The 23,651-nt window shown below is 57.4% G+C and carries 21 protein-coding genes, 4 tRNA genes and 1 pseudogene; 4 read left to right on the top strand and 22 right to left on the bottom strand.

What is annotated here, in order from left to right; translation table 11 throughout:
- Positions 1–11: 11 nt before the first annotated feature.
- The 11 genes from rpoB to ACO6TI_RS23085 all read right to left on the bottom strand — a co-directional run bounded on the left by rpoB (position 12) and on the right by ACO6TI_RS23085 (position 9,609).
- Entirely contained in the window at positions 12–4,151 is a 4,140-nt protein-coding gene (gene rpoB, locus ACO6TI_RS23035; protein ID WP_055115951.1) for a DNA-directed RNA polymerase subunit beta, read from the bottom strand.
- Positions 4,152–4,424: 273 nt separating this feature from the next.
- The gene (gene rplL / locus ACO6TI_RS23040; RefSeq protein ID WP_055115953.1) at positions 4,425–4,802 is read right to left on the bottom strand and encodes a 50S ribosomal protein L7/L12; all 378 of its coding nucleotides are present in this window, start codon (positions 4,800–4,802) and stop codon (positions 4,425–4,427) included.
- A 61-nt stretch (positions 4,803–4,863) separates the two neighbouring features.
- Entirely contained in the window at positions 4,864–5,382 is a 519-nt protein-coding gene (rplJ, locus tag ACO6TI_RS23045) for a 50S ribosomal protein L10 (protein WP_029060806.1), read from the bottom strand.
- Between the two features lie 312 nt (positions 5,383–5,694).
- Positions 5,695–6,393, bottom strand: coding sequence for a 50S ribosomal protein L1 (rplA, locus tag ACO6TI_RS23050; RefSeq protein ID WP_422383449.1), 699 nt, complete (start codon positions 6,391–6,393; stop codon positions 5,695–5,697).
- 4 nt (positions 6,394–6,397) lie between these two features.
- Positions 6,398–6,826, bottom strand: a complete 429-nt coding sequence (gene rplK / locus ACO6TI_RS23055; protein WP_055116827.1) for a 50S ribosomal protein L11 — start codon at positions 6,824–6,826, stop codon at positions 6,398–6,400.
- A gap of 173 nt (positions 6,827–6,999) precedes the next feature.
- A complete protein-coding gene (gene nusG / locus ACO6TI_RS23060) occupies positions 7,000–7,530 on the bottom strand; it encodes a transcription termination/antitermination protein NusG (protein ID WP_029060809.1) in 531 nt (176 codons plus the stop codon).
- 53 nt (positions 7,531–7,583) lie between these two features.
- Positions 7,584–7,781 carry a preprotein translocase subunit SecE gene (gene secE / locus ACO6TI_RS23065; RefSeq protein ID WP_029060810.1) on the bottom strand — a complete coding sequence of 66 codons (198 nt, stop codon included), beginning with the start codon at positions 7,779–7,781 and terminating at the stop codon, positions 7,584–7,586.
- 104 nt (positions 7,782–7,885) lie between these two features.
- Positions 7,886–7,961, bottom strand: a tRNA-Trp gene (locus tag ACO6TI_RS23070).
- Between the two features lie 107 nt (positions 7,962–8,068).
- Positions 8,069–9,259, bottom strand: coding sequence for an elongation factor Tu (gene tuf, locus ACO6TI_RS23075; RefSeq protein ID WP_055115943.1), 1,191 nt, complete (start codon positions 9,257–9,259; stop codon positions 8,069–8,071).
- Positions 9,260–9,428: 169 nt separating this feature from the next.
- A tRNA-Gly gene (locus tag ACO6TI_RS23080) sits at positions 9,429–9,502 on the bottom strand.
- Positions 9,503–9,524: 22 nt separating this feature from the next.
- Positions 9,525–9,609, bottom strand: a tRNA-Tyr gene (locus ACO6TI_RS23085).
- Positions 9,610–10,017: 408 nt separating this feature from the next.
- Between ACO6TI_RS23085 and ACO6TI_RS23090 the strand changes: the two genes are divergently transcribed.
- The 3 genes from ACO6TI_RS23090 to ACO6TI_RS23100 all read left to right on the top strand — a co-directional run bounded on the left by ACO6TI_RS23090 (position 10,018) and on the right by ACO6TI_RS23100 (position 12,070).
- Positions 10,018–10,515, top strand: a complete 498-nt coding sequence (locus ACO6TI_RS23090) for a MarR family winged helix-turn-helix transcriptional regulator (RefSeq protein WP_422383450.1) — start codon at positions 10,018–10,020, stop codon at positions 10,513–10,515.
- A 22-nt stretch (positions 10,516–10,537) separates the two neighbouring features.
- Positions 10,538–11,041, top strand: coding sequence for a PaaI family thioesterase (locus ACO6TI_RS23095; RefSeq protein ID WP_104701909.1), 504 nt, complete (start codon positions 10,538–10,540; stop codon positions 11,039–11,041).
- Between the two features lie 213 nt (positions 11,042–11,254).
- The gene (locus ACO6TI_RS23100) at positions 11,255–12,070 is read left to right on the top strand and encodes a TrmH family RNA methyltransferase (protein WP_422383451.1); all 816 of its coding nucleotides are present in this window, start codon (positions 11,255–11,257) and stop codon (positions 12,068–12,070) included.
- A gap of 42 nt (positions 12,071–12,112) precedes the next feature.
- Here ACO6TI_RS23100 and ACO6TI_RS23105 read toward each other — a convergent pair whose 3' ends face one another.
- A complete protein-coding gene (locus ACO6TI_RS23105) occupies positions 12,113–13,252 on the bottom strand; it encodes an MFS transporter (protein WP_422383452.1) in 1,140 nt (379 codons plus the stop codon).
- A 572-nt stretch (positions 13,253–13,824) separates the two neighbouring features.
- On the opposite strand from ACO6TI_RS23105, the gene ACO6TI_RS23110 reads away from it, so the two are divergent.
- A tRNA-Thr gene (locus ACO6TI_RS23110) sits at positions 13,825–13,900 on the top strand.
- Between the two features lie 334 nt (positions 13,901–14,234).
- Here the strand turns inward: ACO6TI_RS23110 and ACO6TI_RS23115 are convergent.
- The 10 genes and pseudogenes from ACO6TI_RS23115 to ACO6TI_RS23160 form a co-directional block, all read right to left on the bottom strand.
- Positions 14,235–14,792 (bottom strand): hypothetical protein, encoded by a 558-nt coding sequence (locus tag ACO6TI_RS23115; RefSeq protein ID WP_196876659.1) that lies wholly within the window; start codon positions 14,790–14,792, stop codon positions 14,235–14,237.
- 174 nt (positions 14,793–14,966) lie between these two features.
- Positions 14,967–15,508: pseudogene (locus ACO6TI_RS23120) on the bottom strand (IS3 family transposase); the annotation flags it as partial.
- A gap of 201 nt (positions 15,509–15,709) precedes the next feature.
- On the bottom strand, positions 15,710–16,468 hold the full coding sequence (locus tag ACO6TI_RS23125; protein ID WP_422383453.1) for a hydroxypyruvate isomerase family protein: 759 nt from the start codon (positions 16,466–16,468) through the stop codon (positions 15,710–15,712).
- Positions 16,465–17,112 (bottom strand): aldolase, encoded by a 648-nt coding sequence (locus tag ACO6TI_RS23130; RefSeq protein WP_422383454.1) that lies wholly within the window; start codon positions 17,110–17,112, stop codon positions 16,465–16,467. The genes ACO6TI_RS23125 and ACO6TI_RS23130 overlap by 4 nt, the downstream gene beginning before the upstream one ends.
- Positions 17,109–18,341, bottom strand: a complete 1,233-nt coding sequence (otnK, locus tag ACO6TI_RS23135; protein WP_422383455.1) for a 3-oxo-tetronate kinase — start codon at positions 18,339–18,341, stop codon at positions 17,109–17,111. The genes ACO6TI_RS23130 and otnK overlap by 4 nt, the downstream gene beginning before the upstream one ends.
- Positions 18,341–19,243 carry an L-threonate dehydrogenase gene (gene ltnD, locus ACO6TI_RS23140; RefSeq protein ID WP_422383456.1) on the bottom strand — a complete coding sequence of 301 codons (903 nt, stop codon included), beginning with the start codon at positions 19,241–19,243 and terminating at the stop codon, positions 18,341–18,343. The genes otnK and ltnD overlap by 1 nt, the downstream gene beginning before the upstream one ends.
- Positions 19,240–20,193 (bottom strand): SMP-30/gluconolactonase/LRE family protein, encoded by a 954-nt coding sequence (locus tag ACO6TI_RS23145; protein WP_422383457.1) that lies wholly within the window; start codon positions 20,191–20,193, stop codon positions 19,240–19,242. The genes ltnD and ACO6TI_RS23145 overlap by 4 nt, the downstream gene beginning before the upstream one ends.
- Positions 20,190–21,134 (bottom strand): ABC transporter permease, encoded by a 945-nt coding sequence (locus ACO6TI_RS23150; protein ID WP_055115977.1) that lies wholly within the window; start codon positions 21,132–21,134, stop codon positions 20,190–20,192. The genes ACO6TI_RS23145 and ACO6TI_RS23150 overlap by 4 nt, the downstream gene beginning before the upstream one ends.
- Positions 21,131–22,096 (bottom strand): ABC transporter permease, encoded by a 966-nt coding sequence (locus ACO6TI_RS23155; protein ID WP_055115979.1) that lies wholly within the window; start codon positions 22,094–22,096, stop codon positions 21,131–21,133. The genes ACO6TI_RS23150 and ACO6TI_RS23155 overlap by 4 nt, the downstream gene beginning before the upstream one ends.
- Complete coding sequence (locus tag ACO6TI_RS23160; RefSeq protein ID WP_348314999.1) at positions 22,089–23,606, bottom strand: sugar ABC transporter ATP-binding protein; 1,518 nt, start codon at positions 23,604–23,606, stop codon at positions 22,089–22,091. Before ACO6TI_RS23160 ends, ACO6TI_RS23155 begins: the two co-directional genes overlap by 8 nt.
- Positions 23,607–23,651 lie beyond the last annotated feature (45 nt).

A 23,651-nucleotide genomic window follows, 5' to 3' on the forward strand; every position in this document is an offset into this window, starting at 1 on the left:
CGTTGACGGGATTATTCTGCGGCATCCGCAGTTTCTTCCTCGCCAATCGCGGGTACATCAGTCCGTTGCAGTTCAACATTGAGACCCAGGGACCGCATTTCCTTCACAAGCACGTTGAAGCTTTCCGGTATGCCCGCCTCGAAGGTGTCGTCGCCGCGAACGATGGCCTCGTAGACCTTCGTACGGCCGGCCACGTCGTCCGACTTGACTGTGAGCATTTCCTGCAGCGTATAGGCTGCACCGTATGCCTCGAGCGCCCAGACCTCCATTTCCCCGAAACGCTGGCCACCGAACTGCGCCTTACCACCAAGCGGCTGCTGGGTAACGAGCGAGTACGGGCCGATCGAACGGGCATGGATCTTGTCGTCGACAAGGTGGTGGAGCTTCAGCATATAGATGTAGCCCACGGTCACCTTGCGGTCGAACTCTTCACCGGTTCGTCCATCAAACAGCACGGACTGACCGCTCGAGTCGTAACCGGCGATGTTCAGTGCTTCGACAACATCGGGTTCACGCGCGCCATCAAAGACCGGCGTCGCGATGGAAACACCCTTCTTCAGCTGGTCGGCCAGGCGAACGATGCTCTCGTCATCGTATTCCTGGACGTTGTCGCCCTTCATGTTGTCGCCGTAGATCTCGACGATCTTTCCGCGAAGCTCGTCAAGCTGACCGGAGCGCTTGTACTCTTCGTACATTTCGCCAATCCGGTTACCCATGCCGCGGCAGGCCCAGCCCAGGTGAGTTTCCAGGATCTGGCCGACGTTCATGCGGGACGGCACGCCGAGCGGGTTCAACACGATATCGACATGCGTACCGTCTTCCAGGAACGGCATGTCCTCGCACGGGTTGATCTTGGAAACCACGCCCTTGTTGCCGTGACGGCCGGCCATCTTGTCACCCGGCTGAAGCTTGCGCTTCACGGCAACAAAGACCTTGACCATTTTCATGACGCCAGGAGGCAGTTCATCACCGCGCTGCAGTTTTTCGACCTTGTCGATGAACCGCTGCTCGAGACGCTTGCGGCTGTCGTCGTACTGACCGCGCAAGGCTTCGATTTCGGACATGAACTTTTCGTCGTCGGTAGCGAACTGCCACCACTGCGACCGCGGGAAGTCGTTGAGAACATCCCCGGTCAGAACAGCGTCCTTGCCAAAGCCCTTGGGACCGGCAACAGCAGTCTTGTCCATCAGCATTTCTGCGAGACGGCCATAGACGTTGCGGTCGAGGATTGCCTGCTCGTCGTCCCGGTCCTTTGCGAGACGTTCGATTTCCTCGCGCTCGATCGCCATCGCCCGTTCGTCTTTTTCGACGCCATGGCGATTGAAGACACGCACTTCGACCACAGTACCGGAAACCCCTGGCGGCAGGCGTAGGGACGTGTCGCGCACGTCGGAGGCCTTCTCGCCGAAGATGGCTCGCAGAAGTTTTTCTTCCGGAGTCATCGGGCTCTCGCCCTTCGGCGTGATCTTGCCGACGAGAATGTCACCCGGATTGAGTTCCGCACCGATATAGACGATGCCGGCCTCGTCGAGATTCTTCAGCGCTTCTTCTGAAACGTTGGGAATGTCGCGGGTGATCTCTTCCGGACCAAGCTTGGTATCACGCGCCATCACCTCGAATTCCTCAAGGTGGATGGAAGTGAAGACGTCGTCGGAAACGATCCGCTCGGAAAGAAGGATGGAATCCTCGAAGTTGTAACCGTTCCACGGCATGAACGCGACAAGCACGTTCCGGCCGAGAGCCAGGTCGCCCAGATCCGTGGACGGGCCGTCAGCAATGATGTCGCCCTTGTGGACCCGATCACCGACACGCACCAGCGGGCGCTGGTTAATGCAGGTGTTCTGGTTGGAGCGTTGGAACTTTTGCAGCCTGTAGATATCGACACCGGACTTGCCGGGATCGAGATCTTCCGTCGCACGAATAACGATACGTGTCGCGTCTACCTGATCGACCACACCCGCGCGGCGTGCACCGATCGCGGCACCTGAATCGCGCGCGACAACCGGTTCCATACCCGTGCCGACAAATGGCGCTTCGGCGCTCACAAGAGGCACCGCCTGACGCTGCATGTTCGAACCCATGAGCGCACGATTGGCGTCATCGTTTTCCAGGAACGGAATGAGCGCTGCCGCAACAGAAACAAGCTGTTTCGGCGAAACGTCCATCAGGTCGACCTTGTCGGACGGAACCATCATGTTCTCACCTGCATGACGGCAGGTGATAAGTTCGGTTGTGAACCGGCCTTCCGCGTCATATTCCGCATTGGACTGCGCCACATAGTGCTTGGCTTCTTCCATTGCGGAAAGATAGATGACTTCGTTGGTTACGACCCCATCATCGACCTTGCGGTACGGGCTTTCAATGAAGCCGTACTTGTTCACGCGAGCAAAAGTCGCCAGCGAATTGATCAGACCGATATTCGGACCTTCCGGGGTCTCGATCGGGCAGATGCGGCCGTAGTGTGTCGGGTGAACGTCGCGAACCTCGAAGCCTGCACGTTCTCGTGTCAGACCACCCGGACCGAGCGCCGACAGGCGGCGCTTGTGGGTGACTTCAGACAACGGGTTGGTCTGGTCCATGAACTGCGACAGCTGCGAAGACCCGAAGAATTCGCGGACGGCAGCAGCGGCCGGTTTCGCATTGATCAGATCCTGCGGCATGACCGTGTCGATTTCCACGGAACTCATGCGTTCCTTGATCGCGCGTTCCATGCGAAGCAGGCCGACGCGATACTGGTTTTCCATCAGTTCGCCGACCGACCGCACACGACGGTTGCCAAGGTTGTCGATGTCATCGATGTCGCCTTTGCCGTCACGCAGCTGGAGCAGGACACGGATAACTTCAAGGATGTCTTCCTTGCGCAGTGTGCGGACCGTGTCTTCACACTGCAGGTCAAGACGCATGTTCATCTTCACGCGGCCAACAGCAGACAGGTCATACCGTTCGTCGTCAAAAAACAGCGACTGGAACATCGCTTCCGCAGTGTCGATGGTTGGCGGCTCTCCCGGACGCATGACACGGTAGATGTCAAAGAGCGCATCCTCACGGGACTCGTTCTTGTCGACCGCAAGCGTGTTTCGGATATAGGCACCGGTGTTGACGTGGTCGATATCGAGCATCGTCAATTCGTGATAACCGCGCTCAACAAGTTCTTCCAGCAGCTTGCCGGTGATCTCGTCGCCCGCTTCCGCGTAGATCTCGCCCGACTGCGCGTCAACGATATCTTCAGCAAGATATTGACCGTGCAGGTCTTCGTCCGTGACCTTCAGGGCCGTAATGCCCTTTTCACTCAGCTGACGGATCGTGCGTGCCGTAATCTTGCGGCCACCTTCAACGACGACTTCACCGCTATCTGCATCGATCAGATCATAGGAGGCCTTGGTTCCCTTCAGGCGAGCACCGTCGAACGGCATGCGCCAGGAACCATCCTTCTGCCGCGTATAGTCGATACGCTTGTAGAAGGTGTTCAGGATTTCCTCGCCGTCGAGGCCAAGAGCCATCAGCAGCGACGTGACCGGGATCTTCCGACGGCGGTCGATACGCGCGTGGACAATGTCCTTGGCGTCGAATTCGATATCCAGCCATGACCCGCGATAGGGGATCACGCGGGCGGCGAATAGAAGCTTGCCGGAGGAATGGGTCTTGCCCTTGTCGTGGTCGAAGAAAACACCCGGGGAACGGTGCATCTGGGAAACGATCACGCGCTCTGTGCCATTGACGATAAAGGTGCCGTTGTCTGTCATGAACGGCATGTCGCCCATGTAGACATCCTGTTCCTTGATGTCCTTGACGGACTTGGCCCCTGTGTCTTCATCGACATCAAAGACGATGAGACGCAAGGTTACCTTCAGCGGTGCGGCGAACGTCATGTCACGCTGGCGGCACTCGTCCACGTCGTATTTGGGAGCTTCGAATTCGTAGGATACAAACTCAAGTAGGGAAGTTCCGGCAAAATCGGAAATGGGAAACACGGACTGGAAGACCGCTTCAAGGCCTTCTATCTTGCGGCCGCCGCCCTGCATCTCATCGACCTGAAGAAATTGGTCGTAGGATGCTTTTTGTACCTCGATGAGATTGGGCATTGCCGCGACATCGCGGATCGATCCGAAATATTTACGGACCTTTTTGCGACCGTTGAACGTTTGGGTCATTGTCGCTCCTCGTATCGGCCGGGTAACGGCTTCCCGAAACGCCCCTTATCCAATCGGGCCGCCCTGCCCGGGCGCTTCGGAAAACCGTCCCCCAAGATCAACCTGCTGCAACCAAAGCGGAAAGGTTGACCGGGTTATGGGGCCCAGAACACCTGACTCGCACGCCGCGAATCAACTTGCCCTAGTGGTGCATTTGCCCCGGAAACGGGTTGGACCCGCCGGGGCAACAAACGGTCCCGACAAACGGGACCGTTCAAAAGGCAAAAGCCTTTGTTACTTAAGCTCTACAGAAGCGCCTGCTTCTTCCAGCTTCTTCTTCAGCTCTTCAGACTCGTCCTTGGCAACGCCTTCCTTGACAGCCTTCGGAGCGGACTCAACGAGTTCCTTAGCTTCCTTCAGGCCAAGACCGGTAATTGCGCGGACTTCCTTGATGACGTTGATTTTCTTGTCACCAGCAGATGTCAGAACAACGTCAAATTCGGTTTTCTCTTCGGCAGCAGCAGCTTCACCGCCACCACCGGCAGCGGCAGCAACTGCAACCGGAGCTGCGGCAGAAACGCCCCACTTTTCTTCCAGAAGCTTGCTGAGTTCAGCAGCTTCCATGACGGTCAGTGCGGACAGTTCTTCTACGAGCTTTTCAAGATCAGCCATTTTTCTCAGTACCTTAAATTCGAACCAGTGTTGGTTTCGTTAGACAGTGTGTTTGGACGCCTTATGCGGCTTCGTCCTTGTCGGCATACGCGCCGAAGACGCGGGCGAGCTGCCCGGCCGGTGCGTTGACTACCTGAGCAATCCGGGAAGCCGGGGTCTGGATCATGCCAACCAGTTTCGCGCGCAGCTCATCGAGCGACGGCATGGTTGCCAGAGACTTGACGCCTTCCGGGTTCAGATTGGTCGTTCCAAGAGCACCGCCAAGAATTTCCAACTTGTTGTTGGCTTTGGCGAAATCGACAGCTGCTTTCGGTGCTGCTACCGGATCGTCTGAATAGACGAGTACGGTAGGGCCCTGAAACAGGTCGGAGAGATGCTCAAGGTCGGTGCCTTCAAGGGCGAGTTTCACAAGGCGGTTTTTTGCGACTTTTACAGAACCGCCGGCTTCACGCACAGATGCCCGCAATGCAGTCATCTGAGCAACCGAAAGACCTGCATAGTGCGCGACAACAACGACGCCGGTGTCAGCCAGCTCGGCGTTGAGAGCCGTCACGAACTCGTGCTTTTCCGCTCTTTCCACTTGCCTTCTCCATTTGGTGGCGTTGCCGCCACCGGTTACCTTTGCCGCACTCGGTCGGTTCCGAACCCGGAACCGCCTCAAGGGCGACGCTCAGGGTCCTGTCCCCTCACCTTCACGCAGAACGCACGGCAAGGTCTGGTTCGAACCTGGTTTTCCGCAATCGCGGAGAATTCGGTTCTCACCCATCTATGCAGGCCGTTTGCTTAAGCCGGTCTCCCGGCACCTGCAGTCTCGGACAGGGCAACCCGGCAGCGAACCGCCGGGTCTATTCGGCCTTTCGGCCGAAATCTTTACTCAACCCGGTCTCCCGGATTATTCGCCTGAAATGCTGGCGAGATCGACTTTCACGCCCGGGCCCATCGTGGAGGACACGGCAATACGCTTCATGTAGGAACCCTTGGCACCGGACGGCTTGGCCTTTTGAACCGCGTCAACCAGAGCCTTTACGTTCTGGGAGATCGCTTCTTCGCTAAAGGACACCTTGCCGACACCGGCATGAACGATACCGGCCTTTTCAACACGGAATTGCACCGCGCCGCCCTTGGCATCATTGACAGCAGCCTTGACGTCCGGGGTCACGGTTCCGACCTTCGGGTTCGGCATCAGGCCACGCGGGCCGAGCACCTTGCCAAGACGGCCAACCAGCGGCATCATGTCAGGCGTTGCGATGCAGCGATCAAAATCGATCTTGCCGCCCTGCACTTCCTGAACCAGCTCTTCGGCACCGACAACGTCTGCACCGGCTGCTTTCGCTTCGTCAGCCTTGTCACCGCGAGCAAAAACCGCAACGCGAACATTCTTGCCTGTTCCGTTCGGCAGAACACATACGCCGCGGACCATCTGGTCTGCGTGGCGCGGATCCACACCGAGATTGATCGCAACTTCGACGGTTTCGTCGAACTTGGTCTTGGAACGCCCCTTCACAAGGCCGATCGCCTCGTCAAGAGAATAAAGCTTGTTCCGGTCAAGGCCTTCACGAGCGGCCGAGATACGTTTTCCAACCTTCGCCATGATCTTACTCCGTTACCTCAAAGCCCATGGAGCGGGCGGAGCCTTCAACCATCAGCATTGCTGCGTCGACGTCATTGGCGTTCAGGTCCTTCATCTTGGCTTCGGCGATTTCTTTCACCTGCGCCCTGGTCACGGAACCCACGGTGCCGCGACCCGGCGTTCCGGAACCCTTCGGCAGCTTGGCAGCCTTCTTCAGGAAGAAGCTGACCGGAGCCGTCTTCACTTCGAAAGTGAAGGACTTGTCCGAGTAGTACGTGATCACGGTCGGGCACGGAGCACCCTTTTCAACATCCTGGGTCTGCGCGTTGAACGCCTTGCAGAATTCCATGATGTTCAGACCACGCTGACCAAGCGCCGGACCAATGGGCGGCGACGGAGTAGCGGAGCCTGCCGGCACCTGAAGCTTCAGGAAGCCTTGAACTTTTTTCGCCATCATTCTCTCCAATCATTCGCAGCTGAACGGCGATCCAGCTGGTTGGGAGTGGTGGTCCGGCCCCTCGTCGACATCCGGCGAAGAATGTCAGAACCTTCCACCGATTTTTCCCGGAAACCGGTCACAGGGACCTGATACCGGGCACTCAAACCGCCCCTCGGGGCGGCAAACGGTCAGAGCTTGTCGACCTGACCGAATTCCAGTTCCACCGGCGTTGCTCTTCCGAAGATGGAAACCGCCACCTTGAGGCGCGCCCGCTCGTCGTCAACTTCCTCGACAAGACCGGAGAACGAAGCAAACGGCCCATCGGACACGCGCACTTGCTCGCCAACCTCGAAGCTGACCGACGGCTTCGGCCTGTCAACGCCTTCCTGCACCTGATTTATGATGCGAAGCGCTTCTTTTTCCGGAATCGGCATCGGCTTCTGGTCCGCACCGAGGAACCCGGTCACCTTCGGCGTATCCTTGATCAGGTGGAACGCCTCGTTGGTCATGTCCATTTTCACCAGGACGTAGCCGGGAAAAAACTTGCGCTCGGCATCGACCTTGCGGCCGCGGCGCACTTCGACAACCTTTTCCATGGGAACGAGGATTTCCTCAAACAGATCGGTCAACCCTTTCTGCTCGGCCTTCTCGCGGATGGAATCGGCGACCTTTTTCTCAAAATTGGAATAGGCATGCACAATATACCAGCGCTTGGCCATGGTTCTCAGTTCCGTTTCTTGTTCTTGTCTACAAACCGGACGGTCGGTCTTACTCAGCCGCCGACACCCAGAAGAGCACCTATCCCCCAGCTCATCAGCTGATCGGCCAGGAGAAAGAAAATCGAAGCGATCAGCACCATGACGAACACCATGGCGGTGGTCACGGCTGTTTCCTTGCGCGTCGGCCACGTCACCTTGGACGTTTCAGCGCGTACTTCCTGGATAAATTTAAAGGGATTGGTCTTCGCCATTCCGGTTCCGGTCTGTTAAATACGAGTGGGCGCGCGAAAAATCTTCGCGCGCCTCACTCGAGGAAACTGTTTAAGCCCTCGAGGCAGATTAATCAAGAGCAAATTGGCAGGGGCAGCAGGGTTCGAACCCGCGACCTACGGTTTTGGAGACCGTCGCTCTACCAGCTGAGCTATACCCCTTCAGAGGATCGCCGACGCGACCTTGCTCCTGATACCCTCTGAAGCCACGCATCGCAAGACTTAAGAGGGACGGTTGCCGGGTACAAGACCCGGCAACCGAATTCATCTTATTCGATGATGGATGCGACGACGCCTGCGCCGACGGTACGGCCACCTTCGCGGATCGCGAAGCGCAGGCCTTCTTCCATGGCGATCGGCACGATCAGTTCAACGTCAACGGAGACGTTGTCGCCAGGCATCACCATTTCCGTGCCTTCCGGCAAGGACACCACACCCGTCACATCCGTCGTACGGAAGTAGAACTGCGGGCGGTAGTTGGTGAAGAACGGCGTATGACGGCCACCTTCTTCCTTGGTGAGGATGTAAGCCTCGGCCTTGAACTTCGTGTGCGGGGTAACGGAACCCGGCTTGCAAAGAACCTGGCCGCGCTCAACTTCCTCGCGGCCAACGCCGCGGATCAGCGCACCGATGTTGTCGCCGGCTTCGCCGCTGTCCAGCAGCTTGCGGAACATTTCAACGCCGGTAACCGTCGTCTTGGTGGTGTCCTTGATGCCGACGATCTCGACTTCTTCACCCACCTTGACGATACCGCGCTCAACACGACCGGTCACAACAGTACCGCGGCCGGAGATCGAGAACACGTCTTCGATCGGCATCAGGAACGGCAGATCCTTCGGACGATCGGGCGTCGGGATGTACTCGTCGACCTGCGCCATCAGCTCGCGGATCGCGTCACGGCCGATCGCCGCATCGCGGTTCTCGACAGCTGCAAGCGCTGAACCCTTGACGATCGGAATGTCGTCGCCCGGGTACTCGTAGGAAGCCAGCAATTCGCGGATTTCCATCTCGACAAGCTCAAGAAGCTCTTCATCGTCGACCTGGTCGACCTTGTTCATGAAAACAACAAGAGCCGGAACGCCAACCTGACGGGCAAGCAGGATGTGCTCGCGCGTCTGCGGCATCGGGCCGTCTGCTGAAGACACGACCAGGATCGCGCCGTCCATCTGCGCGGCACCCGTGATCATGTTCTTCACGTAGTCGGCATGGCCCGGGCAGTCAACGTGAGCGTAGTGACGGTTTTCCGTCTCATACTCAACGTGGGCCGTGGAGATCGTGATACCGCGTGCCTTTTCTTCAGGCGCGCCGTCAATCTCGTCATAGGCTTTTGCTTCGGCGCCGCCAGTTTCGGCAAGCGTCATCGTGATTGCAGCAGTCAGCGTCGTCTTGCCATGGTCAACGTGGCCAATCGTGCCAATGTTAACGTGCGGCTTGTTGCGCTCAAATTTTTCCTTCGCCATCGGCGTCGCTCTCTGTCCAATACTCGGTTCGGTCGATACAGGCTCGAGGCGGGACGCACCCCGACGCCTTGGACAGATCCGCGAGCGACGTTTTGCTTCCCGTAGAACTATGTTCAGGATTTCCGGGCGAAAGAGCCTTCCGTTCCGGATATTCCGGTATGCCCCTTGATGGAGCGGGTGAAGGGAATCGAACCCTCGTCGTCAGCTTGGAAGGCTGCTGCTCTACCATTGAGCTACACCCGCACAACGAGAGAATCAGGAACGATGGTGGAGGAGGTTGGATTCGAACCAACGTAGGCATAGCCAACGGATTTACAGTCCGTCCCCTTTAGCCACTCGGGCACTCCTCCATCTCGTCCTGCTTCACGCCGAAGCGATCAGGATGGCTTACCGGAAAGCCCATCCAAAAGGGGCGAGCAATCCCGTGGCGCGTGTTATGCAGATGCCAACCTGCCCTGTCAACGCCGATTTTGCAAAGAAATGAACAAAATCAACGAGACGCCCGAAACTGCCGCTTCGTGCGCTTAAGATTACCCCGGCTACCAGTTTCACAAGATTGTCGACATGCGCGCTGATTGTCACGGAATCCCGGCATTTTTCCCGCGTTTTGCAAGTTTTTTCTGCGCGGACCTGTGGACAAGTCCAAGGTAGCGCGAATGCCTCCGGTTTCCATGAAGTTCGCGTATGCGGTGCACAAGCACCGGTAAATCCATGCGATTCAGCTTGCTGGCACAATTCACTTGTTGTACCTACAACACATGACATCCACACTGAACGATATCGACTTTGCCGACATGGGCCGCACCTGCCTCGGCCACGCGGCGCGGCGCACGGCCAACCTTCTGACGCGGCACTACAATCGTCACATGGCCGCGCTCGGGCTGGAATTGACGCAGGCCCAGCTTCTGGCGGTCATTGCCGACGGCACCGCACCCTCTGCCTCGGCGATTGCCCGCTATCTCGGCATCGACCGGTCGACCCTTGCCCGCAATCTGCGCCCCCTGGAAGCAGCCGGTCTGATCCGCCGCCGGGAAACGAGGGGACGCACGGTCCTTCCGATCCTCACGCCGGCCGGCGAGCAAAAGGTCGTCGAAATCCATCAAAGATGGCTGGCCGCCCAGGCGGAACTGAGCGCCATGCTCGGGCCGGAGGGTGCCAACGCGGTTCGCTCGCACATGTCAGCCCTGCGCAAGGCGGTCCACATTCTGGAAGACAACGACCGGACAGCAGTCCCCTCACCGTCCCGCCGGGACTGAACGCCATTTTCAAGGACATCTCATGAGCGACACGGAAACCATCACCGAAAACGGCAAGACCCATGAAATCGGCGCGTTGCCGAAATCCGCCTTTGCTACGATGACCGGCCTCGACATATTCGAACGCATGATGGCCGGCGACCTGCCCGCCCCGCCGATCATGATTCATTCCAATATAAGAATGAAGGAATTCGAAGAAGGACGCGCGGTCTTTACCGGGCTACCGGCGAAAGAATTTCTCAACCCGCTCGGAACTGTTCACGGTGGCTGGATTTCGACCCTGATAGACACGGCACTCAGCTGCGCCGTCCACACCACCTTGAAGCCCGGCGAGTTCTATACGACCACGTCCCTCAATGTAAACATGGTCCGCCCGCTTCATCCCGGCAGCGGCGAAGTTGTCTGTGAGGGCCGAATCGTCCACCGTGGTTCCCGTCTGGCCACATCCGAGGGTGATTTGAGGAATGCGGAAGGCAAGCTGATTGCCCATGGCACGGTCAGCTGCATGATTCTGAAACCGTCTTGAGATGGTGTTTTCGGAATTGTGAATGTGACTGTTCCGCGTTTGATATCTGACCTCACCTGTTCATCCAGCGGGCGCGTCAGACCTGACAAAGACCCAATTGCCAGAAAACGATCCCGGCTCAATGCCAGGACGGTTATCATCCTTTGCGGCAATGCAACGCGCCAACCAGATTATGCCCTTCCCCTTCATCAAATTTGCCGCTAGAGCTGCCCCATGAGTGACACCAAGAAACCAGCCCGCTCGGGTGGCAAACCCGGCAATCGTGGCAACAGGAAGTTTTCCGACAAACCCACGCCCCGCAGGCCCGGCCTGCCGCCGGAGGGTCCCGTCTTTCTTTATGGCCTGCACACGGTCGAAGCGGCCTTTGCCAACGCCGACCGAAAGCGGCTGAAGCTCTTCGCCACTGAAAATGCGCAAAACCGGCTCGTGGAGCGCGGTGTTACAATCGACGTGCCGGTGGAAACGACGATGCCGCGCGCGCTCGACAGGATGGTCACCAAGGACGCTGTGCACCAGGGCATGATCCTGGAGGCCGATCCCCTGCCCGCCTATGGTGCCGAGCATCTGAAGGGAGCGCGGCTTGTGCTCGCTCTTGATCAGGTCACCGATCCGCATAATGTCGGCGCGATCCTGCGCTCTGCCGTTGCCCTTGACGCCGATGCTGTCGTCACCACCGAGCGGCACGCTCCCGAAGAAGGCCCGGTGCTGGCAAAATCCGCCTCGGGCGCACTCGACATGATCAAGCATGTTCGGGTGAAGAACATGGCCCGGTTCGTTGCCGAGATGAAGGAGAAAGGCTTCGGCTGCATCGCGCTCGACAGCGACGGTCCGGCCAGCCTTGAAGAGACCGCCTTTACCGACAAGACCGTTCTTGTTCTCGGCTCGGAGGGCAAAGGCGTGCGCCACGGTGTGCGCGAGGCCTGTGGACTGCTGGCGCGGCTCGACATGCCCGGCGAAATCCGCTCGCTGAACGTCTCCAACGCAGCCGTGCTGTCTCTTTATGTTGCGCGCATGAAGATGGGTCTTTGACCCGATCCGGTTCGCGATTCCTGCAACCGGAAAACGTTCGGGTCACTCGCGCCGTTGTGCGACCGTCAGGAGCGGCGCCAGTATCAGGCTGACACCGATCATCGGCAGAAGGATCATCAAGCCGGTCCTGATCCCGTAGGCATCCGCCAGGGCACCGATGGCCAGCGGCCCGACCAGAAATCCCAGGAGCGCGATAAAGGAAAGAACCGCAACATTGGAGGCAGCACTGCGTCCGGGAGCCGCCGCGGCTGCCGTGACACCAAGCGGAAATGCCAGCGCCGCCCCGATCCCCAGGACACCTAGCGCCAGCAACGCCGACCCGGTGCCGGGGGAAAACCAGATACCTGCCACCCCGATCAACCCCGTCAGAGCCAGCAATTGCCCGAGGCGACCGGGTGCCGCGACCTGCCGCAGCCGGTCCCCGAAAAGACGCGTTGTGGCGACGCACAGCGAGAAGACGGCGACCCCCAGGCCGGCCATACCCGGGTTTGCGGCAAAGGTATCGCGCAGAAAAACGGCCGCCCAATCAGCAATTGCCCCTTCGACCAGGGTCGTGCCGAACGTGAACACGCATATTCCGATCAGCAGCGGGTGCGGCAACTGAAACGCCTGTGACTTGGCGGAAGGTTGCGTGTCTTTGCTCTCCTTGGGCAATTTCCCCGTCACCGGCAAAACAGCCGATTGAACGACCAGGGCAATACCGAGACCGGCAAACACCGGTTCAATTCCCAGACCGGCGACACCCGCGCCGATCAGGGTTCCCGCAAGAAGACCGAAACTCCAGAACCCGTGCGCCTTGCTCATGATCTTGTCGCCGGTCCGTTTTTCATGCTCGTCCGCCAGGACATTCAGACCGAGCTCCAGGATGGACATGGAGCTGCCGACGCACGCAAGCACCGCCACGAGCATCCACTGCGACGTCGCCAGAAAGGGCAAAAGCATCACGGTCAGAAAGACCGGGTAGAACAGCTGAATAATACGGCGTGCGCCCATCCGCGTGGCAAGCCTACCCGCAAAAATCAACGTTGAGAGCGTTCCGAGAGGTGCACCAACCAGGGCAATAGCGAGCTCACTGTTGGTCAACCCGAGCGAAGTTTGGACGCCCGGAATATGGGGCAACCAGGCGCCAAGCGCGATCGGCTGCAGAAAGAAGATCAGGCAAATACGGGCTGAGGGCGACATGACGACAATCTGAAAGGAAAACCGGAACGAAGAGAATCGGTCCTGCGGAAAACTGCGGCCCTTCTTATTATCGCCCTCTGATCACCTGTTCCAGACTGTTTCCCTGCCGCTGGAGACAAAGCATTCGCAAGACCTCATGGTTTGCTGGCTTATCGTCTCGCAAGGGACGGTTTCAACAGCCGGACCATTTCATGTGCTGCCGTCCTGTCTCGACAGGCTGCGCGCTCATTTGGCGTCCTGACCTTTCGGCAAATTTCCCAAGCCCTCGGCCTTCTAGGTCGCTCGCCCTGAGCCGGGGTTTCCCGAAAATGAATCGAGGGTCCCGTCATGCCCGGGACGGCAGCCGGGTCGATAATGACGACACGAACAACGCGGAAAACGTCCGCCAGGTATTGCGATTTGCTTGTGGCTTGACCGACGTTCCGCCCATCCCGGGACGCGACATTATCCACAGCGCTCTGGCGAATTCAGGTGCGTTTAGAAAGGGTTGGACATAATTTTTGTCCGTATCACCAATTTTTTCGCATCTGGCATGGACAAGCGCGTGCAATCTGGTAGAAGCCATCCCCGGCGCCGGTATAGCTCAGTTGGTAGAGCACGTGATTTGTAATCTCGGGGTCGCGGGTTCGAATCCTGCTGCCGGCACCAGTCATCCCCCTGAAATCGTTGAAATCTTCGTTTCTCGGATGAGGACATGTGAGCCTCAAGGTATCTTCCACCTCACACGTGTGAGATTTTGTTCCGATTTTTTGCACTGATTTCCGTTCTGTCGCGCACGATATTTAGCTCTCAGGGCCTGTTCCCGTCATTTTCGAGAGGCGCAATGAATGTCAGCTCTGAACCTGGAGTCGGCTTAAGCAGCGCGCTGCACCAACAACCGCAATGCGGGCTTTCCGACATTGGAAACATCTGTGGGAACGGCTGTTAACCGGTTTTGCCCCGGAACAATCGCATTGTATGCGGCGCCTACCGCAGACGACACCTAGAAATTTTCAGATGTTTCCTCGTAGGGCACTCCAGTCGCGCTGATTTTCTCGACGAGCCACGAGAGACTGATGCCTGAATATGATTGAAGCTTGACTGAGTCTCGAGAATGGAAATGGATCCAGTATTCTCGTTTATCAATATCTTCGTGCTTTTGAATGGTCCTGAACTCTATCTGCTTGATTTCCTCCAGCGGAGCTTCAAAACCTTCTTCTTTCCCATGGGCGTGATTTGGGACATGCCATAAGAGGTCACGATCTGTGAGACGGAAATGCCACTCACCGGTGGTGGAGTACGCGCGCGCAGCGAACACTGCCTCCTTCAACAGGCAATAAATCCCGCCACCGATGCATATGAAACCCAAAAAGGACCACACATTCCACGTCTCTACAGCTTCAATATGTAGCTCAAGGACTGTTCCCTCTGGTAACAGCCACGTCCCAAACCCAATTAGTCCAAATGAAATCAGGGGCGCAATAATGAGCCTTGCGATGTTTCGTCCTCGAACGGACTGTCTAATGTCGAAGTGCACATTGTCATCGGTAATTTCAGTCAATTTTTTCTTTCGGCGGGCTCAGGCATGAGGTTCGACTAAAGCATCCAGGACACATCTGGTCTAGATGCAAAACTGCCGCTTGGCTGATGCAACACGCCCTCACATGAACCCTGACACAGTCCGTCATCACGGTAATCGGAACAGATGGCCGTGTGGTTTTCCGGAGAGATCGGCTCATCTTGTTGACTGATTTTTAGCGACCTGATTGCGGTATTGCCAATGCCGTTGATTGAAAGTGTTTCGTTTGATTGTTTCACGCTCGAGCAAGATGGTTTCACCACGCCCGAAGCAGACATCGGCAGGTGTCAGGTCGCCGAGGCTTTTGTGCCTCTCGGCGTTGCAGGCAACGCCTGCCGGTCAGCAGATTGCGGTGATGAACGTAGTGGCTGACAAAGCGTTCGATGCTGGCGTCAATATCCCCCGGCAGGAATTCGTTTTCCAAGAAGATGAGGTTCTTCAAGGTTTGATGCCAGCGTTCAATTTTTCCCTGTTTTTGCCAATGTCAGGGCGCACCACGAACATGATCCGTGCCTTGGTCGCCGAGCCAGTCAGCAAGTTCACCGGAGATGCAACTCGCACAATTGTCGAACTGCAGGCGGGGTTTGCGCCGAACGGTTACCTGATCGCAGCCAAAGGCTTCAAGGACCAATTCCAGTGTCGGTGACATCACCAGCCGACATCGTCGTGCACAGCTGCCACGCAACAACGTACCGGGAGGAGTGTCGTCCAGGCCTTCCTGGAAGAGTTGCCGAAGAACCAACCGCCAGCCAGGCTTTCCAAAGCCGGTGGATACAAAGCACTCACCCAATTTCGGCATCAATTGGTAGCATCTGTTGAACGCCTGACCCAGTGGTCTGGTGTCCCTCAAAACACTACCTGTGAACCCCATTCGCGGAATGGTTCCGGCAACACATAAACTACCTTGCGTATTGATGCATCCAACCGAGACTGCCCTCGGTCGGGCCATCAGGTTTGTATTCTGCCCCAATCGGGCGTCGCCATCCCAGTTCAGAAATTGCCGAAAAAATCGACGGGTAGTGCAGTTCACCATGGTCTGGCTGCGTCCGGTAAGGAACGGAAGCGATTTGAATGTGGCCTACAATCAAAAAAAGGTCTGTCAGGCGGGTTATGACATCGCCCTCTGAACGACCAACATGGTAGCAGTCAAACATGAGTTTGAGGTTAGAAATCGCGAGCTCGGCAATAATGCCGCTTGCCTGCGTCGTCGTCTCGAGGAAGTAGCCGGGTGCATCATGTCGGTTGAGCGGTTCAATCAGAATGGTCCGCCGGGTTCGATCCGCTGCATATGCCAGATTTTCGAGAAAGACCGTGTGCGCCTTTGAGCCTGTCGCCTTTCCCGCCATCACATGGATGGCCGCCGCATCGACAGCGTCGGCGAATTCGATAGCCAGGTCTATTGCTGCGCGTGCTTCGGCCTCACGGCCCGGAAGCGCCGACAAGCCGTTTTCTCCAGCAGAAACATCACCGCGCAACGTGTTCAGTCCAAGCATGGTCAGACCGGTTTCCTCGAGCGCAGCCTTTATCTCTGATGCATCTGTTTCATATGGCCAATGGCACTCAACGGCATGGAAGCCGGAAGCCTTGGCTGCCCTGATCGCTTCGGGCAGAGGCAGATCATTCCACAAAAAACCGAGATTGGCGGAAAACCTGGTCAATCATCCCACTCCACATCAAACTTTGAGACAACTGCCTGAACCTGTTCTGCATTGAGTTCCAGAACATCCGAGCCACGGAGCAATAGTGCCAAACGCGCGGTTGCCTCAAGTTCTTCGATTGCGTTGCAGGCAGCTTCAACATCCTTGCCGGCGACAACGGGGCCATGATTGGCCAGCATCACCGCACTTCTTTTGCCTTCCAGTCCTCGGACGGCTGTTCCCATTGCCGGATCTCCCGGCACAAAAACCGGCAAAAGCTTCACCTTTCCAAGCAGCATGATGCCATATGCCGTCAAGGGCGGCAGAAAGCTGTCGGGGTCGACGTCCGGAAGCATGGAAAGAGCCACCGAATGACACGAATGCAGATGAACAACAGCACCCGCCGTTGAACGGGTGTCGTAGAACGCCGTATGCAAGGGCATTTCCTTCGTCGGCTTGTCGCCTCCGATATGTTGTCCCTGGTGATCGAATTTACTGAGCCTGCCCGGGTCAAGACGGCCGAAACTAGTGCCCGTCGGCGAGACCAGAAGCCCTCCGTCTTCCGTGCGTGCCGAGATATTGCCCGTAGACCCATGCGTTAGCCCGCGTTCGAAAAGCGACCGTGCAAGTAGACAGATCTGGTCCCGTAAGGCCGCTTCGTTCATCCTTGAAGAACCCGGTCTGCTTTTTCGAAAAAATCATCGGCTCCGAAATTTCCGGATTTCAATGCGACGACAAGGTCTGGGCCAGCTCTGAGCGCCGGAACACCTGGATCGATTTCCGGACCGATTTCCAGCGTTTCCAATCCAAGACCTTCAACGACAGCTCCGGATGTTTCGCCGCCAGCGGTGATGATCCGGGTCACACCACCTTCGTGTGCACGCCGCGCGGTTTCCGCAAAAAAGTTCTCCAAGGCATTTGCCGTCCGCTCCCGGCCATGTTTTGCCTGCACTTTCGCAACTTCGACCGGATCTGCGGAACTATAAACCAGAGGGAGGCCCGCGGTGTTGAGAAGCCACTCGGCAGCGACAGCCGGCACCAGGCGGCCTTCCACAACGTCGGCGGCCTCAATCTCAAATGCTGGATAACGGGCGCTATGAACGGCGACTTGCCTGCGTGTCGCGCTGGAGCATGAACCGGACAAGATAACGGCTCTGCCTTGTTGCCCAGTCCAGGGGACCCTGGAGGGTGTGCAACCAAAATTTGCCGGCAAACCAAGGGCAACACCGGACCCTCCCGTGACAAGCGGCAATCCCCGTGCAGCCCGCCCGATCGCAAGCAGGTCCTCGTCTCTGATGGCATCGATCACAATCAGCCGCTTTCCGTTGGATTGCTCCTTATCAAGGGCCTCTCGAATTGCGTCCACACCATCAAACACAGAGCTCGCGGCCACATGCCCAACGCCAAGATTGGTCTGCCGTGCCAGCCAACGCCGGATGTCTGAGTCGGTCATCGGCGTGAGCGGATGCGACTCCATGCCGGATTCGCTCAACAGAGAGTCCTTGACGAACAGATGCCCCTGATAGACAGAACGGCCGGTTCCTGGAAATGCCGGACAGACAATGACTTTCTTCGCGCCAAGGGCATCTGCGAGCGCTTCTGCCACGGGGCCGATGTTCCCTATAGGCGTGGAATCGAAAGTCGAGCAGTATTTGAAGAAAAACTGTTCGCACCCTTGGGTTTTCAACCAATCCAGTGCTTCAAGCGATAATGAAACGGCTTCCCTGGGATCGACCGATCGGCTTTTGAGCGCTACGACCCCGGCATCAACGGTTCGGGCCGCATCGAAACCCGGCGTACCGGAATACTGCGTTACGCGCATACCCTGTTTTGCCAGCGTATTGGCCAGATCGCTTGACCCTGTAAAGTCGTCTCCTATGCACCCCAGCCGCATCAGCTTCCCCCTGGTAGCTGCAAACCGGCGCTGCGGGCATATACCTTTGTGACGGCGGCATCGTCCTCGTGACCCAGCCCCATTTCAACCGCGGTGGTGTACTGACGAAGGGCCGCTTCCGTAATCGGCGTTTCCAGACCGGACTTTTTTGCTGTTTCCAGAACAATGCCAAGGTCCTTCGGCCAGATGACAACCTGGCTGTGCGGCGTGTAGTCCCCGGCAGCAACATGTGGAGCACGGTTTTCAAGCATCCAGCTCGTTCCGGCACATCTGCTGATGACGTCGATGAACTTCTGCGGGTTGATGCCCTGCGTCATGCCGAACGTCATTGCTTCTGCCATTGCCGCGATGTGCACACCCGCAAGAAGCTGATTGACCGCTTTCATCGCCGATCCTGCACCAGCCCTGTCTCCCAGTTGGAAAACGGTTTCTGCAGTGGCATCCAGAACCGGCTTGGCAGCCGCAAAGGCTTCGGGTGTCCCGGCGGCCATTATTGAGAGTTTACCCTCTCCTGCCTTCACTGATCCACCAGACACAGGTGCATCGAGATAATGAACGCCATGCGACTGGCAACGCGCCTCCATCGTCCTGGCAAATTCCGGAGGCACGGTCGCGCATGCCACCACCACAGCTCCCGGCCTGAGTTTAGGAACAAGACCAGCGTCTCCAAACAGGATGGTCTCGATCTGCTCGGCGTTGAGCACAACGGCCACGACCACATCGAGCATGGCGGCTACCGTTTCGACCGCATCGTCCGCACCGCCCTCTCTCCGGAAACAATCCATGCGCTCGGAAACGATGTCCTCCCCGAAAACTTCGTAGCCGCTGCGAATGCATGACTGCGCCATACCAAATCCCATGGACCCGAGACCGACGACGGCAATTTTCACAGGGCCGGTCATTCGGCTCCCCCCTTTGTTTCGCGAAGCGCTTGAGCGGCATCCCTGCAGTTACTATGAACCCGGTAGACCTTGTCGGAGGACGTAATGAACATCGTCTTTCCGCTTTCACCACCGAAACAGACATTGGAAGTCTGTGCAGGCAGCAAGATCTTGCCGACAAGAGCTCCTTCCGGCGAAAGGCAGTGAATACCGTCAAGAGCCGAGGTCCAGACATAGCCCTGTTGGTCAACGCGAAATCCGTCAGGAATGCCGGGTGCAACGACGGCAAAAACACGTCCGTTTTTCAACGTTGTGCCATCGACTTCGAAAACCCTGATATGGTGGGGAAGGTTGTAGTCAATGCCGGGAAAGCTTGCACCGCGAATGGCACCGGAATCGGCAATGTAGAGTTTGGTCTCATCCGGCGAAAAAGCCAGGCCATTCGGCTTGTCGAAATCCGTTGCGACAGCACGTATTTCCCCGTCCACCGACACGCTGTAGACATAGCAACCGTCAAGTTCACTCTCAGCCAGGTAGCCTTCAACGTCGGAGTTGATGCCGTAGGGTGGATCGGTAAACCAGACCGATCCGTCCGAGCGGACCACGACATCGTTGGGGGAATTCAATCGTTTGCCTTCGAATTTGTCGACGATTGTCTCCACAGCGGTCAAGTCAAACGGATCTTGCCGCCGGACAACCCGTCGCCCGCCATGCTCGCAGGACACCATCCTGCCTGACAGATCAAGCGTGTTGCCATTTGCGAACTCGCTGTTGATGAGTGCGATCGACACTCCATCCCGTTCGCTCCACCGCAACATCCGCTTGTTGGGAATGTCGTTGAAGAACAGCCCGCCGTTCAACCAGACCGGGCCTTCCGTCCAGATACAATCCCTGGCGATGACTTCGGGAGCAATCGACGTATCGACGAATTCTTCAAAGAGCGGATCAACCGTTATGTAGCGGGGCGTCATGCGTGTGCTCCTTTCCGCATGGTCTGGAACAAAAGCATAGCAAGAATGATGACACCGAAAACAATGCTTTTCCAGGCGTCGCCGATCTGCATCACAGAGAGTATCGAGGTCAGAAGCGTGATAAACAGGGCACCGCCGACAGTTCCGAACAGTCCGCCCCGTCCCCCCAGAATGGATGTTCCCCCGATAACGACTGCCGCAATGGTCGGCAGGAGAAACGGATCTCCCATGGACTGGTAGGCTTGGTTTGCATAACCGGCCAGCAATACGCCGCCCATCGCGGAACACATGCCCGCCAGCGCAAATGCGGCAAAGACAACACTTGGTGTAGAGACACCAGACAGAAACGTTGCCTTCTCGTTGTAACCGATCGACCGCAAATAGCGTCCAAATGGCGTCCTGGTCAAAAACAGCGTGATAACGGCGCAGACAGCCATCCAGATAAGAAAGCTCATGGGCAGGCCGAGAACACGTCCTGATGCCATGGAAACCATGAGCGGACTCGCTTCCCCTTTCGGGTTGAACCCACCAGTGTTGAGAACCGCGAGCCCCAACAGGATCGAATTGATGGCAAGCGTCCATACCATTGAGGGAATACGGAGGACCGCGACTCCAATTCCATTCACGATGCCGATCAGGGCTCCGAACGCCAGCGCGGCAGGGACAGCCAGAGCCGTCAGCAGCGGATCACCGGAACCGACCAACGCCGTCGACAGAATGGCGGCACCGGTCAGGACCCAGGGCACCGAGAGATCGATGTGGCCCAACAGAATGACAATCGTTGCTCCCGTTGCCAGAAGACCAAGAAATGCCGCGATCTGAAGCTGCTGTGTCAGATAGTCGAAGGTCAGGATTTGCGGGAAGAAGAAGCTTCCCGCGATTATGAGCAAGGCGGTGCCGATATACGGCATCAGACTGTCAGGTGTGATTGCGCGGTTCATCGGCCGAACACCTCAAGTCTGTTGCGTGCCCGCAGCACGTCTGCGCCACCCACTGCGATTGCAGCTGCCAGGATCAGGCCTTCAAACAGGGGTTGCGCAAGCGAGGGAATGCCTGAAAAGAACATGAGCGAAGCGATGGTCTTGAGAATGAAGGCCCCGGCCATTGCACCGACGAGCGACCCGACGCCGCCACGAAGCAGAACGCCGCCCAGAACAACCGCCGCGATTGAATTCAACGTGAAATTCGCCGCTATTCCGGCATCTCCGGTGGTGGTAACGAAGCTGTAGTACAGGCCGGCCACCCCGCCGAAAAGACCGGCCAGCGTGAATGCGGCGATGCGGATCAGCCGTGTGTCCATGCCCGACTGGAAAGCTGCCTGCTCGGAAGATCCCAACGCATAAAGTCCCAACCCCAGTCCTGTTCGCCGGAACGGTATCCAGAACGCGAAGATCAGCAAGCCGGAGAGAACCAGCGCCGTCGGCACGCCGAAAACATCCAGCGTAACCGCGTCCGCAAGATCGTAGTTGATCGCACCGCCCGGGGTCGGCCGAAGCATCAGCGCGACACCAATGAAAATCGACGCCGTCGCCAGCGTAACGACGATCGGTTGAATGCGGCCGTAGACAACAACGAGCCCATTCACGAGGCCGCAGGCCGCGCCGGCGGCCAGGACGGCGACAATGCCGAAACCGATCCCGATAGCCGAGCCGTCCAGCAAGTGTGACGCCAGGGTGTTGGTCAGGGCCATGACGGCACCGACAGACAAGTCGATACCGCGCACAACAACGGCAAAGAACTGTGCGATGGCCGCCAAACCGAGGATGAGACATTGGTTGGCCCAAATTGTCAAAACGTAGGTGGATGCCCCGCGCGGGTGCGTTCCCAGATAAAGAGAAAGAAGCACCAGCAAGACAATTGCGGCAATGACTTCGCGCCTGTTTGAGCGAATGTAATCAAGCATGAACCACCTTGCGTTCTTCAGTGACGTTCAGTGATGCGGCAATGATGTTCTGCGCGGTCATGTTGTCTCCACTCATGGAAGCCGCCAGACGACCGGCATAAAAGATATGGGTTTCATCGCACAGTTGGATCAGTTCTTCGTAGTCCGTGCTGAGGAGCAAAATGGCTGTGCCTTCATCGGCAAGGCGACGCAGCATCTGGTAGATCTGGGTCTTGGTCTTCACGTCTATGCCGCGGGTCGGATCTGCAAGCAAAAGGCAGCGTGGCTTGATCGCAAGCCATTTCGCCAGAACAACCTTCTGCTGGTTACCACCCGACAGTGACGACACCGGCAGCTCCAGGCCGCCATGCTTCAGTTCAAGCCGGTCGAGAGTGCTCGTGTAAAGCTCTGGATCGGACGCATCGAGGTCCTTAAGTCCGAGTGCGGCGAGTTGCAGGTTTTCCAAGATGCTCTGCTCCTGGATCAGACCCTCGGTTTTGCGATCTTCGGGAATGAACGCCAGAGCAATGTCAGGCTGCTTGGCCGCCTTCGGACTTGAGTACGAAACAGGTTTTCCCGAGACCGATATTCTTCCTTCAGCACGCCGCAACAGGCCGAAGAGACCCATCAGAAAAGCCCCCTGCCCCTGTCCGTCCAGGCCACCGAGTCCCACGATCTGGCCTTCGCGTACGCTCAGGCTAACGTCAGCAAAGCGTCCCTCCCATGAAAAGTTTTCAACCTTCAGGACTTCCTTTCCGGTCGCTGAGACCGGTGGCTTGGGCGGAAACAACTCCCCGATCTTCTGCCCTACCATCATGTTGATAATCTCATCGTAGGAATGTGCGCCCTGGTCAAAGGTGGCGACGCGGCTGCCATTGCGGAAGACTGAAATCCTGTCGGCCAAAGCTTCGATTTCGTGAAACCTGTGCGAGATGAACAAGACACTCGTGCCCTGATCCCTTTCCGCACGGATCAGGTCAAAGACCTTGGCCACCACCGAGGCATTGAGAGCGGATGTCGCTTCGTCAAGAATGAGAAGTCTTGGAGCACGCATCAGCGCCTTGGCGATCTCGACCTGCTGGCGCGACGGCAGCGAAAGATCGGAGACCCGCGTGGACATCTTGATGTGCCCGCCATCGATGCGAGTCAGTACATCCTGTGCCTTTGCCAATGCTTCCGACCGGAGCCATCCAAGACCGCTGCCGGGTGCGCCAAGAAGCAGGTTCTCACGCACAGTCAGGTCAGGCACCAGGGAAAGTTCCTGAAACATGCAGACCAGTCCGAGATCCTGAGCGGTGCGCGGTGTTGCAAGCTTGACATCCGCATCGTCCAGAATTATCCGCCCGCCGGTCGGCTGAAGAACGCCGGCGATCAGCTTCATGAGCGTTGACTTGCCGGCACCATTTTCACCTAGAACAGCGTGGATCTCGTGCGATCTGCAGGCGAAGTCGACGTCTTCAAGCGCTTTGGTCGCGCCAAAGTGCATTGAAATGTCCCGCATTTGCAACAGGGGTACATCATGTTGGTTCATCGGGCGTTTCCACGTTTTTCCGGCGGCATTTTGAAAACGCCGCCG

The organism is Roseibium album, from assembly GCF_965233825.1.
Classification (GTDB): Bacteria; Pseudomonadota; Alphaproteobacteria; order Rhizobiales; family Stappiaceae; genus Roseibium; species Roseibium album.

What these genes read in the sequence shown, in the direction of transcription:
- ACO6TI_RS23160 (WP_348314999.1), bottom strand. Translation starts at nt 23,606, where the DNA reads ATGAACCAACATGATGTACCCCTGTTGCAAATGCGGGACATTTCAATG.
- ACO6TI_RS23130 (WP_422383454.1), bottom strand. Translation starts at nt 17,112, where the DNA reads ATGAACGAAGCGGCCTTACGGGACCAGATCTGTCTACTTGCACGGTCG.
- ltnD (WP_422383456.1), bottom strand. Translation starts at nt 19,243, where the DNA reads ATGACCGGCCCTGTGAAAATTGCCGTCGTCGGTCTCGGGTCCATGGGA.
- rplL (WP_055115953.1), bottom strand. Translation starts at nt 4,802, where the DNA reads ATGGCTGATCTTGAAAAGCTCGTAGAAGAACTGTCCGCACTGACCGTC.
- rplK (WP_055116827.1), bottom strand. Translation starts at nt 6,826, where the DNA reads ATGGCGAAAAAAGTTCAAGGCTTCCTGAAGCTTCAGGTGCCGGCAGGC.
- ACO6TI_RS23150 (WP_055115977.1), bottom strand. Translation starts at nt 21,134, where the DNA reads ATGAACCGCGCAATCACACCTGACAGTCTGATGCCGTATATCGGCACC.
- nusG (WP_029060809.1), bottom strand. Translation starts at nt 7,530, where the DNA reads ATGGCCAAGCGCTGGTATATTGTGCATGCCTATTCCAATTTTGAGAAA.
- ACO6TI_RS23155 (WP_055115979.1), bottom strand. Translation starts at nt 22,096, where the DNA reads ATGCTTGATTACATTCGCTCAAACAGGCGCGAAGTCATTGCCGCAATT.
- ACO6TI_RS23145 (WP_422383457.1), bottom strand. Translation starts at nt 20,193, where the DNA reads ATGACGCCCCGCTACATAACGGTTGATCCGCTCTTTGAAGAATTCGTC.
- rpoB (WP_055115951.1), bottom strand. Translation starts at nt 4,151, where the DNA reads ATGACCCAAACGTTCAACGGTCGCAAAAAGGTCCGTAAATATTTCGGA.
- ACO6TI_RS23105 (WP_422383452.1), bottom strand. Translation starts at nt 13,252, where the DNA reads ATGTCGCCCTCAGCCCGTATTTGCCTGATCTTCTTTCTGCAGCCGATC.
- rplA (WP_422383449.1), bottom strand. Translation starts at nt 6,393, where the DNA reads ATGGCGAAGGTTGGAAAACGTATCTCGGCCGCTCGTGAAGGCCTTGAC.
- tuf (WP_055115943.1), bottom strand. Translation starts at nt 9,259, where the DNA reads ATGGCGAAGGAAAAATTTGAGCGCAACAAGCCGCACGTTAACATTGGC.
- otnK (WP_422383455.1), bottom strand. Translation starts at nt 18,341, where the DNA reads ATGCGGCTGGGGTGCATAGGAGACGACTTTACAGGGTCAAGCGATCTG.
- ACO6TI_RS23100 (WP_422383451.1), top strand. Translation starts at nt 11,255, where the DNA reads ATGAGTGACACCAAGAAACCAGCCCGCTCGGGTGGCAAACCCGGCAAT.
- ACO6TI_RS23090 (WP_422383450.1), top strand. Translation starts at nt 10,018, where the DNA reads ATGACATCCACACTGAACGATATCGACTTTGCCGACATGGGCCGCACC.
- ACO6TI_RS23095 (WP_104701909.1), top strand. Translation starts at nt 10,538, where the DNA reads ATGAGCGACACGGAAACCATCACCGAAAACGGCAAGACCCATGAAATC.
- secE (WP_029060810.1), bottom strand. Translation starts at nt 7,781, where the DNA reads ATGGCGAAGACCAATCCCTTTAAATTTATCCAGGAAGTACGCGCTGAA.